Origin of the sequence: Haloarcula pellucida (assembly GCF_014647235.1) — an archaeon.
Classification (GTDB): Archaea; Halobacteriota; Halobacteria; order Halobacteriales; family Haloarculaceae; genus Haloarcula; species Haloarcula pellucida.
Genome location: NZ_BMOU01000005.1, coordinates 300,029 through 313,525 on the forward strand (window position 1 = coordinate 300,029; position 13,497 = coordinate 313,525).

Annotated in this window: 15 protein-coding genes and 1 tRNA gene; 11 read left to right on the forward strand and 5 right to left on the reverse strand. The window is 64.8% G+C overall.

Annotated elements, in window-relative coordinates; translation table 11 throughout:
- Positions 1 to 10 precede the first annotated feature (10 nt).
- The 3 genes from IEY28_RS16180 to IEY28_RS16190 all read left to right on the forward strand — a co-directional run bounded on the left by IEY28_RS16180 (position 11) and on the right by IEY28_RS16190 (position 2,724).
- Entirely contained in the window at positions 11 to 871 is an 861-nt protein-coding gene (locus tag IEY28_RS16180) for a YkgJ family cysteine cluster protein (RefSeq protein WP_189000141.1), read from the forward strand.
- A gap of 85 nt (positions 872 to 956) precedes the next feature.
- On the forward strand, positions 957 to 2,000 hold the full coding sequence (locus IEY28_RS16185) for an NAD(P)H-binding protein (RefSeq protein WP_189000143.1): 1,044 nt from the start codon (positions 957 to 959) through the stop codon (positions 1,998 to 2,000).
- On the forward strand, positions 1,990 to 2,724 hold the full coding sequence (locus tag IEY28_RS16190; protein WP_189000146.1) for a DUF7530 family protein: 735 nt from the start codon (positions 1,990 to 1,992) through the stop codon (positions 2,722 to 2,724). The genes IEY28_RS16185 and IEY28_RS16190 overlap by 11 nt, the downstream gene beginning before the upstream one ends.
- Here the strand turns inward: IEY28_RS16190 and IEY28_RS16195 are convergent.
- Entirely contained in the window at positions 2,711 to 2,884 is a 174-nt protein-coding gene (locus tag IEY28_RS16195) for a DUF5786 family protein (RefSeq protein WP_220617700.1), read from the reverse strand. The two genes, IEY28_RS16190 and IEY28_RS16195, sit on opposite strands and share 14 nt — an antisense overlap.
- Positions 2,885 to 3,042: 158 nt before the next feature.
- On the opposite strand from IEY28_RS16195, the gene IEY28_RS16200 reads away from it, so the two are divergent.
- The 3 genes from IEY28_RS16200 (at position 3,043) to IEY28_RS16210 (ending at position 5,288) form a co-directional block, all read left to right on the forward strand.
- Positions 3,043 to 4,017: a DUF5784 family protein gene (locus tag IEY28_RS16200; protein WP_189000149.1), complete on the forward strand. Its 975-nt coding sequence runs from the start codon at positions 3,043 to 3,045 to the stop codon at positions 4,015 to 4,017.
- 116 nt (positions 4,018 to 4,133) lie between these two features.
- Positions 4,134 to 4,802, forward strand: coding sequence for an AIM24 family protein (locus IEY28_RS16205; RefSeq protein WP_166967668.1), 669 nt, complete (start codon positions 4,134 to 4,136; stop codon positions 4,800 to 4,802).
- A 42-nt stretch (positions 4,803 to 4,844) separates the two neighbouring features.
- Positions 4,845 to 5,288 carry an acyl-CoA thioesterase gene (locus IEY28_RS16210; protein WP_166967666.1) on the forward strand — a complete coding sequence of 148 codons (444 nt, stop codon included), beginning with the start codon at positions 4,845 to 4,847 and terminating at the stop codon, positions 5,286 to 5,288.
- A 335-nt stretch (positions 5,289 to 5,623) separates the two neighbouring features.
- On the opposite strand, the gene IEY28_RS16215 is transcribed toward IEY28_RS16210, so the two are convergent.
- Entirely contained in the window at positions 5,624 to 5,878 is a 255-nt protein-coding gene (locus tag IEY28_RS16215) for a DUF2798 domain-containing protein (RefSeq protein WP_189000190.1), read from the reverse strand.
- 539 nt (positions 5,879 to 6,417) lie between these two features.
- On the opposite strand from IEY28_RS16215, the gene IEY28_RS16220 reads away from it, so the two are divergent.
- Both IEY28_RS16220 and IEY28_RS16225 read left to right on the forward strand, forming a co-directional pair.
- Positions 6,418 to 7,245, forward strand: a complete 828-nt coding sequence (locus tag IEY28_RS16220) for an MBL fold metallo-hydrolase (RefSeq protein ID WP_189000193.1) — start codon at positions 6,418 to 6,420, stop codon at positions 7,243 to 7,245.
- A 64-nt stretch (positions 7,246 to 7,309) separates the two neighbouring features.
- The gene (locus IEY28_RS16225) at positions 7,310 to 8,671 is read left to right on the forward strand and encodes an MATE family efflux transporter (protein ID WP_189000196.1); all 1,362 of its coding nucleotides are present in this window, start codon (positions 7,310 to 7,312) and stop codon (positions 8,669 to 8,671) included.
- Between the two features lie 82 nt (positions 8,672 to 8,753).
- Here IEY28_RS16225 and IEY28_RS16230 read toward each other — a convergent pair whose 3' ends face one another.
- Complete coding sequence (locus tag IEY28_RS16230; protein WP_189000199.1) at positions 8,754 to 9,341, reverse strand: winged helix-turn-helix transcriptional regulator; 588 nt, start codon at positions 9,339 to 9,341, stop codon at positions 8,754 to 8,756.
- Between the two features lie 156 nt (positions 9,342 to 9,497).
- Here IEY28_RS16230 and IEY28_RS16235 point away from each other — a divergent pair, with 156 nt between their 5' ends.
- The gene (locus tag IEY28_RS16235; protein ID WP_189000201.1) at positions 9,498 to 9,698 is read left to right on the forward strand and encodes a hypothetical protein; all 201 of its coding nucleotides are present in this window, start codon (positions 9,498 to 9,500) and stop codon (positions 9,696 to 9,698) included.
- Between the two features lie 133 nt (positions 9,699 to 9,831).
- Here IEY28_RS16235 and IEY28_RS16240 read toward each other — a convergent pair.
- Both IEY28_RS16240 and IEY28_RS16245 read right to left on the reverse strand, forming a co-directional pair.
- Positions 9,832 to 9,903: transfer RNA gene (locus IEY28_RS16240), tRNA-Thr, on the reverse strand.
- 65 nt (positions 9,904 to 9,968) lie between these two features.
- Entirely contained in the window at positions 9,969 to 10,625 is a 657-nt protein-coding gene (locus tag IEY28_RS16245) for a DUF7114 family protein (RefSeq protein WP_189000204.1), read from the reverse strand.
- Positions 10,626 to 10,685: 60 nt separating this feature from the next.
- Here IEY28_RS16245 and IEY28_RS16250 point away from each other — a divergent pair, with 60 nt between their 5' ends.
- Together IEY28_RS16250 and IEY28_RS16255 are read left to right on the forward strand one after the other, a co-directional pair.
- Positions 10,686 to 11,390 (forward strand): enoyl-CoA hydratase/isomerase family protein, encoded by a 705-nt coding sequence (locus IEY28_RS16250; protein WP_189000206.1) that lies wholly within the window; start codon positions 10,686 to 10,688, stop codon positions 11,388 to 11,390.
- 66 nt (positions 11,391 to 11,456) lie between these two features.
- Positions 11,457 to 13,430, forward strand: coding sequence for a DUF460 domain-containing protein (locus tag IEY28_RS16255; protein WP_189000209.1), 1,974 nt, complete (start codon positions 11,457 to 11,459; stop codon positions 13,428 to 13,430).
- Positions 13,431 to 13,497 lie beyond the last annotated feature (67 nt).

Below are 13,497 nucleotides of genomic sequence, written 5' to 3' on the forward strand. Positions count from 1 at the left end.
ACACCACGGTATGGAGGTCGACTGCGAAGGCTGCGCCGGGTGTTGCATCGACTGGCGCCCGCTCACCGGCCGCGACATCGACCACGAGCGCCGCGGGCCGTTCGAACCGCTGGACGACACCTACAACCTCGTCCCCCTCTCCCGCGAAGAGGTCCGCGGATTCGTCGACGCGGGGTACGGCGACGCCCTCCGACCGCGCCTGTGGCGGGCCGAGGACGACGACCGGAGCGTCACGCTCGACGGCGTCGACGTGGCCGCCATCGACGACCGGCCCGTCTTCTTCGTGGGCCTGCGCAAGCCGCCGAAACCCGTCGCGCCGTTCGACCGGCCGTCGACGTGGCTCCGGGCCTGCGTGTTTCTGGACCCGACGACGCTGCAGTGTCGCATCCACGACGGCGACCACTACCCCCACGCGTGCAGTACCTACCCCGGCGAGAATCTGCTCTTAGAGACCGAAACGGAGTGTGAACGCGTCGAGTCCGTCCACGGCGGTCGCCGCTTGCTCGACGACGACCCGCCGGACGTGACGCCGCTGTTCGGGCCGGGTGCCGTCGGTGAGCGCGTGTTCGCCCACCCCGAGCCAGAGCGCGTCGCGGGTACTGTCAGGCGATTCCGCGACGACGACCTCACCGCCGAAGACCGGGCCGAGTTCGTCGCCGTCGCCACCGCGTCCAGTCCGGGGACGCTCGTCGTCAACGACGAGCGATACGAACAGGCGCTCGAGGCGGTCTCGAACGCCGATTCGTGGGCCGGCCGAGCCATCGAGCGGTGGACCGAAAGGGCCGGTGGATTCGGTGCGAGTGCGCCCGATCCCGACGTCGCCCGCCGAGTCGAAGACGACGACGGCGCACCGCCGACGCCCGGGTGGTGAGCGGGCGGCCGGGTGAGAGCCCGCCGGGTGAACTGGCCACACGACAGGGGAGCCTTTTAACCTCGTGCCGCGCTGTGAGTGGAGCATGCACGTGCTGGTGACCGGCGCGACGGGGTTCGTGGGGAGCCACCTCGTCCCCGCACTCCGCGCCGCCGGCCACGACGTCCGCGCGCTCGTCAGGGACCCGTCGGCGTACGATCCACCGGACGGCGTCGACGTGGCGACGGGCGACCTGTTGGAGACGGGCAGCTTCGAGGACGCACTGGACGGCGTCGACGTCGCTTACTACCTCGTCCACTCGATGCGGGCCGGGGCCGACTACGCCGAGCGTGACCGTCGGGCCGCGAGGAACTTCCGGGCCGCCGCCGACGCCGCCGGGGTGGACCGCGTCGTCTATCTGGGCGGCCTCGGCGAGGATGACGAGATGCGCTCGAAACACCTCCGCTCGCGTCGCGAGGTGGAGTACCTCCTCGCCGACGGCGCGTACGACCTGACGGCGCTCCGGGCCGCCATCGTCATCGGTACCGGGAGCGCCAGTTTCCGCCTCATCCGGGAACTGAACGCGCGACTCCCGGTGATGCTGACCCCGCGCTGGGTCCGCACGGACTGTCATCCTATCGCCATCGAGGACGTCGTCGAGTACCTCGTCGGCGTCCTCGAAACGCCGTCGACGGCCGGCGAGACGTACGAGGTCGGTGGCCCAGAGGTGATGACCTACGCGGAGATACTCCGCCGGACCGGACAGGTGATGCACGACGAAGAGCCACGCATCGTCCCGATCCCGATACTGAGTCCGCGGCTGTCGGCACTCTCCATCGGACTCGTGACCGACGTACCCTCGACGGTCGCCAGACCGCTCATCCGCGGGCTGAAGACCCCCGTGGTGGCGAGCGACGACAGCATCCAGCAGTCAGTTCCGGTGACGCTGACGCCGTTCGACGAGGCCGTCGACCGGGCACTGCAGGGCACCCGAGAGAGTGCCCGCATCCCCGCCGTCGCCGACGGTGGTGCGTCGAGCGAAGCGAGGCGAACCTCCTCAGAGCCCCGGCCCGACGGCTGCGAGCACGCGAAGCGCGTCCGAGCGCCCACAGACCAGCAGCCCGACGGTGGTGAGTCGAATGAGCAGTGAGAGTCCCCATCCCGACTACGGCGAGACGTGGGTGTACGAGAGCATCGTCGGCGCGCTTCCCGGTATCCACCTCCCGACGTGGGCCGCACTGGCCATCCAACTTGTCGTCTTCGAGGTGGCCGTCGTCGCGATGGCGTGGTACTACGACGTCTGGAACGCCGCCATCGCAGCGACGGCCGTCGTCTTCGTCGCTACCATCGGGAGCATCGAGATGCTGCGCATCAGCACGCTCATCCGCCGCATCGACGTCCCGCCGACCTATCGAGCGCTGCTGTTCTCCTCGAACATGGAGGTGGTGCTGTCGGTGCTCGCGTACATCGCGATGCTGACCCACCTGTTCGTCTTCGACCCACAGACCAGAGAAGTCCCGCTCGTCACGACGCTGTTCGGCGAGGAGCCGCCGGTACTGGTGGTGTACCTGACGCTGCTCATCCTCTGGGACGTGAGCTACCGCATCGGCACGGGATGGTGGGCCAGCGTCACCGGCCTCTGGCGGTCGTTGCGCTTCCGGTTCGACCCGGAGACGGCACGGGTCTTCCAGCGGGCCGACTTGGAGACGTGGGGGTTCGGCGTACTCCAGTTGGTACTGGTGCCGTTCGTGCTGAACCAGCCAGTCCTGCTCGCGGCGCTGATAGCTCACGTCGTGGCGGTGACAGTGGTCACGGCCGTGTCGGTGACGTTGCTACAGGTCCGGTCGAGAAAGGCCGGCGTTACTCGGAGTTGATCTGCTTGAACTGGTCCAGCAGCTCCTCGGTGGACTCCCCACTGTCGTAGTCGACAGTCCCGTGATACGCTGTGCGGTCGTCGTCCTCCGACAGGTCGACTTCGTTGTTCTTGCGTTCACGGCGTTCGTGTTCGTCGTCGTCATACGCTCCCATAGACATGCGTTACCACACTCGAACTTGCGTGTTAGTACCTATCAATGTAACGGTCGGAGCGATTTTCGACGTTCGAACCCTATCTCTGCCGTTCTCAGCCATTTCGTCCCGTGTGATGCCCCGGATGCGGAACGCACAAGACCACCGACCGACTACTGACGGGTGTGGCTGGCCCACTTCGATTTCGCTACTCGACCGAGCGCTGGAGCGAGGACCGCGTCCGGCGTGACCTCCTCTCTCCCCTGCAGAGCACCTTCGGCGCCGAACTGAACGGCCCGTGGTTCGCCCCACCCGAAGGGTGGACGGCCCGCCGGCTGGAGATGGACAACGGCGACCTCGCGCTCTTTTGCTGGAACGGCAACGAAGCCTACTGGCTCGGTAACACACAGACGCCGGAGACCCTCTGGCGGACGAACAAGCGCACGTTCGAGGAGTCCCCCGACCCCATCTCCGAGTGGGCCCAGCGCGAACTGCTGGCCCAGTTGGAGGTCGAGGACCCGTGGCTCACCGAGTACGAAACCGTCTCGCACTTCTTTCTCCCCGTCTTCCTCTCGAAGGACGGCCGGGAGTCCACCCGCGAGTTCTTCCGCGACCACGCCGGGGGGTTCCCCGACGCCAGTCAGGCCGAGGGCCTTCGGTTCTACGACGACTTCCTCGCGACCGGTGTGTTAGACGAGTACCGCTACACCATGGCCAGCAAACTCGGGACCAGCGAGGGGTTCGACCTCTCGCGAATGCAGGCGACGATGGGGGAGTTCAACACCGCCAAACTGCTCGTCGACTCGGGCAACGACATCGAACCCGAGGTGGAACTCGGGTCGGGCCACTCCGTCGACTTCCGCGTCGAGGACACTCTCGTGGAGGTGACGCGTCCCCGCCCGCCGACTCGCCGGCAGGTCGACACCGCCATCGGCGCGCTGAAGGCCTCCGGCGACGCGAAGACCCGCGACCAACTGGCCGCCCATCCGGGGGCCGTACTGGTCGTCGACTGCACCTCCTTCCGCGACGACGAGTGGCACCGCGTCCACGCCGAGAAACCCGGCGTGGGCTACGAACCGCTCGTGGTGTTTCGCTACCGCCCCGACGGCCGCGTCGAGGGGTACTCCCGCGGGTCGGTACCGTTCCCGCTCCCGTTCTGACGTGCGCTCCCGTTTGTTTCATCGCTGTCCCGGTAAATGACGCCGCCCGACGGGAGAAAGGTTTCAACCCCCCGCGTCGAATCGGTGGCCGTGGCCGAGCAATCGGCCGAGATACCATGGACGTCGATACATTCATCAACGCGAACCGACCGGACGAGGGCGGCGACACCTTCCAGCTAGAGAGCAGCAAGCTCCTCGACATCGCCGTCGACGGGACTGTACTGACGAAAGCCGGCGCGATGGTCGCCCACGACGGGGACCTCACCTTCACGGGGAAGTCCAACGCCGAGGGCGGCCTGACTGGCTTCATCAAGTCGAAGGCGACCAGCGAAGGCACCCCCGTGATGGAGGTCGAAGGCACCGGCCACCTCTACGTCGCCGATCAGGGGAAAGAGATACAGATAATGGACCTAAACGAGGACGAGTCCATCTCCGTCAACGGCAACGACGTACTCGCCTTCGAGTCGAGCATCGACTACAGCATCTCCACCATCGGCAGCCTCGCCGGGTCCGCCACCGGCGGCCTGACGAACGTCTTTCTCGAAGGCCCTGGCAGCGTCGCCATCACGACCCACGGCGACCCGCTGGTGCTCACCCCGCCGGTCAAGACCGACCCGGCGGCGACCGTCGCCTGGAGCGCCGACAACTCCCCCTCTAGCAGCGTCAACCGGAGCCTCTCGGACATGATCGGCCAGTCCTCCGGCGAGCAGTACCAACTGGAGTTTTCGAACCCCGACGGGTTCGTCATCGTCCAGCCCTTCGAAGAAGTCGGCCCGCAGCAGTAAGTCGGTGGGCCGCTTTTAGTCCCGGCCGTCGTACCTCGGGCCATGCCCCACATCGCGGACACGCACATCGTCAATCGCGAGCGAGTTCAGCCGACCCACGCCAACAACTACGAGAGCGCCCACGGAGGCATCGTCATGAAGTGGATGGACGAAATCGGCGCGATGTCCGCGATGCGGGCCGCTGAAGAGACCTGTGTCACCGCGCAGATGTCCCGCGTCGACTTCGAGCGCCCCATCCCCATCGGCGACACCGCCCTCGTCGAGTCGTGGGCCTACGCCACCGGCCGGACGAGCGTCCGTGTTCGCATCGAAGTGTCGCGCGAGAACCCCCGAACCGGCGAGACCGAGGAGACCACGAGCGCCTACGCCACCTTCGTCGCCGTCGAGGACGGGACGCCGGTCCCGGTGCCCGAACTGACCGTGCACGGCGAGAAGTGCAAGGAGTTGCGGGACCGAGCGCTCGCCGAGGAACCCGAGCGGGAGTGAGCGGCGATTGACAGGGAGTCACATCCCGCGTACAGCTTTCGCTCCTCACGTCCGTTCGTCGCAGAAAGCCTCGGCCGGAATTTGAATCCGGGGTCTCGTCTGTACTAAGGACGAAATTCCATCCGTGTTCTGACAACACGGGATTTCCGATGTGCAGCTACACAGGTCCGTGTCTCTGGGTCAGGATTCAGCTGCCATCTCGTGCTATCGAACTGTCTCACTACTCCTGAGACAACCGCAAACGACACAGAGACGGGCCAGAACTATTCCCGCTTGTGTGCGTGACGAGGAGAGAACTCCTGTAAGATCATGCTATTCAGTCCGTGATGTATCAGCTATTCTCTGCTGTGGTCGTCATTGGCTGAAATCGGAAGACGGTCAACGAGCGTGTTCACAACCGGGAAAAACACCGCTGCTGACGGCCATGCGACGACAAACGCGACCGTGGCCGTCTGCAGCCATTCGCCAACGAACCCTGGCCCGATGCCATCGAACAGTGCTCGCAGGGCCAGTGCGATGGTGAGGCTCATGAACATCGCCATCAAACCAGCTGTGGCCACGTTCCGAGCGAGTTGCGAGCGTGCTACCATACTCTGCCCTCCTGTCTAGCCACTCCGGAAGGGCCGTCCCGAGTTGCGATCGTATTCCAGTCGCGATTGGTATCTCCGCTTGGATGAGCTTCGAACATGACGTTACTACAAACGGGATGGGTATCTAATGCGATTTTCACTAGAAATACAAGGTTCTCAAGCCGAGGTTCTAGATATTCAAGGCACTCGGCCGAGCTATTCAGGCGCTAATAAACCGGTCTAAGCCGGCTCTCTTCACCTTGTTCCTCTATGAATCACCAACGGCGATCTAAAGAACAGACGGGAATATCTCGCGTGACACGTGAGCAAGGGTTTTGTCGTCGGTGTTTGCCGTAGTGCGATATTTGGATCTTGAATTCCTATCTGAAGGTTGTCTTAGACCTCGAATTTATAGTGGAAATCGCAATCAGACAGTACGACGTACCTGTTCTTGTGAGGAATCCGATGATTGCAAAGTCGAGACCGCACGTCGTCCGTGACCGTACTTGGAAGCCAGATCGCCGTGACGAAATGCTCCGCGTCGCGCTGGGTGAGCAGAGATGAAGGTCACGGTGCTGGCCGACAACACGGTTGCAACGGGGATCCCGAAAGGCCTCCGTGGCGAGTGGGGGTTCGCGGCCGCAATAGACGATGTGCTGTTCGATACCGGTCAATCCACTGCCGCACTCGACAATGCACGGTTGCTCGACGTCGATACGAAATTCGACGACATCGTGTTGAGCCATGCCCACTACGATCACACCAAAGGTCTCGAAGCGTTTCTCGACCCGTTCGACAGTCCGACCGTCTACTGCCATCCCGACATCTGGAACGAGCGGTTCATCCGGGAACCCGCGGACGGCAGGACACTGGCCGATCCGATCCACATCGGTATCCCCTATTCGCGGGCCGAAGTCGAAACGGGCGCCGACATCGTCGAACACCGTGACCCAGTAGCGGTGAGCGATGGCGTGTTCGCACTCGGAGAGATTCCCCGGACTCACGCCGACAACCCCGCCCATCTTCGCGAGGAGAACGGTGAGCTAGTCGAGGATTCGGTGCCCGATGATCAATCGGTCGCTGTCAAAACTACCGACGGTACGGCTCTCGTCCTCGGATGCTGTCACGCGGGCCTTCGCAATACCATCGAGCACGCCGAGACTGTCACCGGTCAGGAAGTTCGCTACGTTATCGGCGGCACCCACCTTGTCGCCTGTGATGCGGACGAAATCCACGACCTGGCGGACTGGGTAGAGGGCAAACTCGACGTGTTCGCCGGAACCCACTGCACTGGCTTCCAAGCCGAGAAAATCCTCTCGGAGCGTCTCCCTGGTGCGTTCCGCTCCGTCGGCGTCGGGAGTTCGATCGAGCTTCCGCAGAGAGTCTGACGCGGCACTCATGTTCAACCCCGTCGTTTGGTGGTTCCGGTGGCTCGCGCGTCGACTAGCCGGCGTGGGTATCATCGATGGCCAGCGCGGACAGCGGATCGCGGACCTCGCGTCGCCACGGATCCTGACGATGATTGCTAGATTCTCGCTCCGTGCGTCTGACATTGCGATGGTCGGGCTGGCCGTCGGCTCCGCAGGAATCGTGGGCATCTCGTTCGCAGTCGTCTACTGGCAATTCGCGTTCGCCTTCGGAATTGGTATCGCTGGTGGCACGATCGGATTGGTCGCACAGCGCTACAGTGCCGACCGGAATACAGACGCGAGTCTCGTGGTCAAACAGAGCGTACTCCTCGGTGTCGGGCTCGGCATCCCCTTCGTCGTCGCGTATTGGTTCGGTGCTGAGGAGTTGATCGGTGTGTTCACCGAGGACAGTCGAACGCTCCGATACGGCTCGACGTATTTGCGGCTGAGTGCGATCGCCCTCCTGTTCGTCACGTTCACTGTCATCGTGAGCCGCGCGCTCGCCGGAGCCGATAACACGTGGATCCCGATGTCGATTCGGGCGACGGGTGCGGTCGGAAACATCGGCCTCAACGCGATATTCATCTTCGGCCTTGACCTGGGTGTGTTCGGAGCCGCACTCGCGTCAGTGACTGCGGAAGGGCTGGTGGCGGCGAGTTTCGCGTATGGATTGGTCCACGGCGAGTTCCCCGGAATCGGCTCGTTCCCACTCTCTGTTTCGGTAACAGGCCCACATCTCGACGTTCGTACACTCCGACAGTTGATCGAGACGTCGGCGCCGTTGATCGGCTACCGGCTCGGGAACGTCATCGTTCGATTCCCACTGCTGGCACTGCTCGCGATGGTCGGGCCGACCGTCGTCGCTTCGTTCGAGGTCGCTCGCCGAGTGCGGAACCTGTTGAACGCATTTGGGGCAGGGTTTTCGATGTCCGCGAGCAGTCTCGTCGGCCAGGCACTGGGACGATCGGACGAACAGCTGGCCGTCGACTTCGGTCACGACGCGGTTGTTTTCTCGACGGTCGTGTACGTGCTCTCGGGCGTGCTCGTCTTCGCGCTCGCTCCAGTCGTCGCTCGGTTCTTCAGCACGAATCCGGAGACGATCGCTCGAACGACCCCGTTCGTTCGGGTTGCTAGCATCAGCTTCGTCGGACTCGGCGTCTTCCGGACGTACGAGGGCATTCTGAAAGGATCGGGAAACAACCGGTGGACGATGTACGGACGGCTGTTCGGGCTGTATCTCCTGCTCCTGCCGTTGACATATGTCGGGGCAGTGACTTCGTTGGGGTTCGCTGCTGTGTATGCAGCGCTGATCGCTGAAACGTGGGGTGCCGCCCTCGTGACTGGCTATCGGGTTCGCTCCGAGACGTGGACGGGTCGGTCCCATCGTCCGTCAGTTGCAGACTGACGGAAGCAGTGGTGGCCGATTTTTCACCCCCGCGATAGCAAATCAAGCGTCGTAGTGCCCCGTATCCGGAGTTTCGAACCGCTCAGACACCGTCTTTGAGCTGATTCAACTGGGCTTTGAACTCGTTCTGGCAGGTGGAACAGCAGAAATGATACATCCGGTCGTCGAGCCACTCAGATTCGCCCTCGCTGTCGACGGTGTTCCCGCATTCTGCACAGGTGAGCGCAAAGTCCGTCCCGTCGAGTGACGGTTGCCATTCGATCTCGTCGATGAGAGTCACGCTGTACTCCGCGTTTTCAGCTGGCTCCAGAAGAGCGCTGAGCCACGAGTGAACGTTGTGGACATCCGCTCGTGCGTTGAACCAGAGCTCCCCGTCGGCAGTGACCATCACGTGCTCGACTGCGTCGGATCCGTCGAGGCGGGACCGAAGCTGGTCGAACGAATTTCCCGGGTCGAGTTGGACGAAAATCTGCACGCCAGCGCCGAGCTGTGTCCGGTCGATCTCGACCGTGAACCGGTTGATGATCCCTGCGTCCTGCAGCCGGTCGATGCGGTCGGTGACGGCAGGGCCGGACATGTCTACCTCTTCGGCGATGTCGGTAATCGTCCGACGAGCATCGTGACTGAGGAGTCGCAAAATGTCGATGTCAGTTTCATCGAGAGATGCCATACCCAACATAGAAAGTGAGGTGAGAAATAAACGCTGGTTAGAATATGCAGATTTTCACACCAGACCCCTATATTTTCTAGTGAAACCGCATTGGGTCATTGAACCGTTTGTACTAGCGTGATGTCGACGGATTCGACGACGACTCCAGCGGCACAGATGACAGAGAATAGCTCGACGGAGACAGTCATCGAGGCAAGTGGGCTCTCGAAATCCGACGACTCGCTGAACCCCTTCGGTCGCTCGATCGAGGTCCTGACGGACGCCGCACTCCGTTCGGCGCTGGGACTGACAGGGAGTCAAATCCCGCTGCCGGCATCTCTGACCACAGCGGTCGCTCGGCGGCGGATCACCTCGTAGAAGTGTGGTCAGAAGAAGCCTAGGCCGGAATTTGAACCACGCGAAGACGGTCGCTCACGGTGTTCGCGCTGCGTCTTCTCTCGATTCACATCCCGCGTACAGATTTCGCTCCTCACGTCCGTTCGTCGCAGAAAGCCTAGGCCGGAATTTGAATCCGGGGTCTCGTCCTTACCAAGGACGCGCTTTACCGCTAAGCTACCCAGGCGCGTTTCGATGTACCCGGCAATTGTCTTTAGGCGTTTCGATTCGGTGCCGGCGTGGCGATTGTTCTCAGTGGTCGGCGGCGGCCTCGGTGCCGTCACTCGGAGGGTGGTCGGTCCGGGTGTGGGCCGTCAGCGCGTCCGCTATCTCGTCGCCGACGAGACGGCCGTTCTCGGGTAGCCCGTCGCTCCCGAGGTCGGTAGCGAACTCCCGCAGCGTCGGCGTGGGGTGGACGCCGCCGGCGGTGACGCCGGCGACGACGGCGAGTTCGCAGATGTCGACCTCGAGAGTGCCGTCGAGGCGCTCGTCGCCGGTGGTCCGCTGGACCGTCTGGTCGTGGCCGAACGAGCGGACGACCTGCACGGCGGCGTCGGCGGCCTCCGTGCGAGCCAGTAGGTAGAACCCCCGCGAGACGAGGATGTCGGCGATGAGGATGTCGAGGTCGGCGGCGTCGCGGTCGCCGCCCGCCCACGGGTCCTCGTGGGCGAGTTGGCGAGTGAGCCGGAGTCCCTCGTAGATGAGTTGTACGCCGGCGGCGCGGTCGGCGTCGCCGTCGGCGGGGTCGGTGGGATGCTCTCTGGCGGCGCTGGCGCTGACCAGCGTCAGCACGCCGGGCGAGAGCGAGGCGTCGTCGAGGCGTGCCGTGATGCGTTCGCGGAGACGTTCGGGCTCGACGTCGTCGACCGCCGCCAGCGCGGCTTGGCGGACCGCCGCCACTTCCTCCATTGGTGTGACCTAGCGGCGGCAAGGGCAAAGACCTTTGGAAACAGCGGAGTCAGACAGCGCATGGTCCGAACGACGGCCGAGGGTGACGTTCGGGTGCTGACACTCGACCGACCAGACCGACGCAACGCCCTCGACCACGAGGCGCTCGGCGAGTTGGAGACGGCAGTCGCCGAAGCGACAGAACCGGTCGTCTACCTCCAGGGCGCTGGCGAGGCGTTCTGTGCCGGCGCGGACTTAGACGTAGTCGAGACGCTGGACGCCGAGGGTGCCGGCGAGTTCGCGGCGCTGGGACAGCGTGTCGCGACCACCATCGAGCAGTACGACGGCGCGGTCGTGGCCGGCGTCGACGGGGCGGCCCGCGGCGGCGGCGTCGAACTGGCGCTGGCCTGTGACCTCCGGGTGGCGACGCCGGATGCGACGTTCGCGGAGACGGGCGTCAAACTCGGTCTGTTCGGCGCGTGGGGCGGCACGGGACGGCTCCCCAGAATCGTCGGCGAGGGCGAGGCGCTGGACCTCGCGCTGTCGGGTCGCACCGTCGACGCCGAGACGGCTCTGCGGATGGGACTGGTCTCGCGGGTCGTCTCCGACCCACGAGCGGTCGCCGACGAGGTGGCCGCCGTCGACCGCGGGGCACTGAGAGAACTGAAGGCGCGGATGCGCGACGCGTCGGACCAGCAGACGTTAGAGGACCGCGAGCAGGCGGCGTTCGCGCGACTGGTCGAGACCGCCGACTTCGGAAGCGCCGCTGCCCACGACGGCGAGTAGCGCGTCGGCGGTCGGGACCCGCCCGCCGGAACGAGATTTATAGTCACGCATCACCTAGCGGGGTGCGTGAACCGCACGGCAGCGCTCGACGCCGTCGTCTTCGGGGTAGACATCCAGAGCGGCGACGTGCGCGGTGACGCCCCCTCCTACGCGTTGGTGGTGTTCGACGGCGAAGAGATAGCGCGGGACGTGGTGTCGCGGCGGAAGCTCCGGCGCCTCGTCGACGACGAGGAGCCGGACATCCTCGCGACGGACAACATGTACGAACTGGCGGCCGACAAGGACCAGTTGGTCCACTTGCTGGGCAGCCTCCCCGACGAGACGAAACTCGTACAGGTGACCGGCGACGAGCGCCCGGAACCGCTCTCGCGGGTCGCCAAGCGCCACGGCGTGCCCTACGGAAAGAAGCCCATGAAGGAAGCGGAGGCCGCGGCCCGACTCGCCGCCGCGAACGTCGGACAGGAGGTGTCGGCCTTTACCGACACGACCGAAGTGAAAGTCTCGCGCGGCCGCTCGACCGGAAAGGGTGGCTGGTCCGAGGACCGGTACACCCGCCGCATCCACGGCGCCGTCAAGAAGCAGGCCCGCGAGGTCGAGTCCGAACTCGACGGCGCAGGACTGGCGTACGAACGCGACGTGACAGAGAAGTACGGCGGCTTCTCCAGCGCCGTCTTCCGCGTCCAGGCCCGGCCACAGGACATCCCCGTCTCGACACACCGCTCGGGCGACACGCGCGTCGAGATAGAGCGGGTCCGCCGGGACGGCATCGAGTTCCGGCCGCTGGCGAAGCGCCGGGACCACGTCGTCGTCGGCGTCGACCCCGGCACCACCACCGCGGTCGCCATCGTCGGGTTAGACGGCGAGGTGCTGGACGTCTACTCCTCCCGGACGAACGACCGGGCCGACGTCATCGAGTGGATAATCGAACGCGGGCGGCCGGTCGTCGTCGCCGCCGACGTGACGCCGATGCCCGAGACAGTCGAGAAGTTCCGCCGGTCGTTCGACGCCGCCGGGTGGGAACCCGAACGCGACCTGCCCGTCGACGAGAAGAAACACCGGACCCGCGAGGAGGCCTACGACAACGACCACGAACGGGACGCGATGGCGGCGGCGCTGTACGCCTTCGACCACCACGAGAGCCAGTTCGACCGCGTGGCCGGGAAGGTCCCCCCGCAGCACGAGGTCGGCCCGGTCGTCGCCCGCGTCGTCGCCGGCGACGAGTCCGTCGAGTCGGTGCTTCGCGACATCGAGGGCGACGACGAGAGCGAAGCGGAGTCGACTAGCCACCAGCCACGCGAGTTGAGCGACGAGGAGAAGGAGATCAAACGGCTGGAGGCCCGCATCGACCGCCTCGAATCCCACGTCGACGACCTGAAAGACACGATCCAGCAGAAAGACGAGCAGTTACGCGAGAAGGACAAGCAACTGGAGAAGGCCAGACAGGAGGGCCGCCGGGAGGTCCGCAAGGACCGCGAGGTCACCAGACTCGAACGGCGTAACGAGGCCCTCGAACGGAAAGTCGAGGACGAACAGGCGAAACGCGAGGAACTGGCGGGGAAACTCGACCGCTTGAAGTCGCTGTGGAAACTCGACCACTCGAACTTCGCCGACGTCGCCGACGAACGGGACGGACTGGTGCCCGTCAAGGTCGTCGAGCAGTTCACCCGCGACGCCATCGAGGCCGCCGACGAGCAGTTCGGCCTCGTGGCCGGCGACGTCGTCATGCTCCGGGACGCCTCCGGCGCGGGGCGGTCGACGGCGAAGCGCCTCGCCGAGGCCGACCCCCGCGTCGTCCTGCGCGACGGCAACCTCTCGGACGCCGCCGACGAGGTGCTGTTCGACCACGACGTCCCGGTCGCGCCCGTCGAGATGGTCACCGTACAGGAGATAGACGAACTCGCCATCGCTCGCGAGGCAGAGGTCGAGGCCGCCATCGCCGACTGGGAGGACCGGGCGGAAGACCGGGAGCAAGCACAGAAGGCGGAGATGGTCGACCAGATAATCAGCGAACACCGGGCCGACAGGCCGGTGGAGGACTAGGGAGTGACTGAGCGAACGCGACGGGATGGTGCCGACGGACGTCGTCGAGGAATCCGACGACCGGCCG

What these genes read in the sequence shown, in the direction of transcription:
- IEY28_RS16180 (WP_189000141.1), top strand. Translation starts at nt 11, where the DNA reads ATGGAGGTCGACTGCGAAGGCTGCGCCGGGTGTTGCATCGACTGGCGC.
- IEY28_RS16185 (WP_189000143.1), top strand. Translation starts at nt 957, where the DNA reads ATGCACGTGCTGGTGACCGGCGCGACGGGGTTCGTGGGGAGCCACCTC.
- IEY28_RS16190 (WP_189000146.1), top strand. Translation starts at nt 1,990, where the DNA reads ATGAGCAGTGAGAGTCCCCATCCCGACTACGGCGAGACGTGGGTGTAC.
- IEY28_RS16195 (WP_220617700.1), bottom strand. Translation starts at nt 2,884, where the DNA reads ATGTCTATGGGAGCGTATGACGACGACGAACACGAACGCCGTGAACGC.
- IEY28_RS16205 (WP_166967668.1), top strand. Translation starts at nt 4,134, where the DNA reads ATGGACGTCGATACATTCATCAACGCGAACCGACCGGACGAGGGCGGC.
- IEY28_RS16210 (WP_166967666.1), top strand. Translation starts at nt 4,845, where the DNA reads ATGCCCCACATCGCGGACACGCACATCGTCAATCGCGAGCGAGTTCAG.
- IEY28_RS16215 (WP_189000190.1), bottom strand. Translation starts at nt 5,878, where the DNA reads ATGGTAGCACGCTCGCAACTCGCTCGGAACGTGGCCACAGCTGGTTTG.
- IEY28_RS16220 (WP_189000193.1), top strand. Translation starts at nt 6,418, where the DNA reads ATGAAGGTCACGGTGCTGGCCGACAACACGGTTGCAACGGGGATCCCG.
- IEY28_RS16230 (WP_189000199.1), bottom strand. Translation starts at nt 9,341, where the DNA reads ATGGCATCTCTCGATGAAACTGACATCGACATTTTGCGACTCCTCAGT.
- IEY28_RS16235 (WP_189000201.1), top strand. Translation starts at nt 9,498, where the DNA reads ATGACAGAGAATAGCTCGACGGAGACAGTCATCGAGGCAAGTGGGCTC.
- IEY28_RS16245 (WP_189000204.1), bottom strand. Translation starts at nt 10,625, where the DNA reads ATGGAGGAAGTGGCGGCGGTCCGCCAAGCCGCGCTGGCGGCGGTCGAC.
- IEY28_RS16250 (WP_189000206.1), top strand. Translation starts at nt 10,686, where the DNA reads ATGGTCCGAACGACGGCCGAGGGTGACGTTCGGGTGCTGACACTCGAC.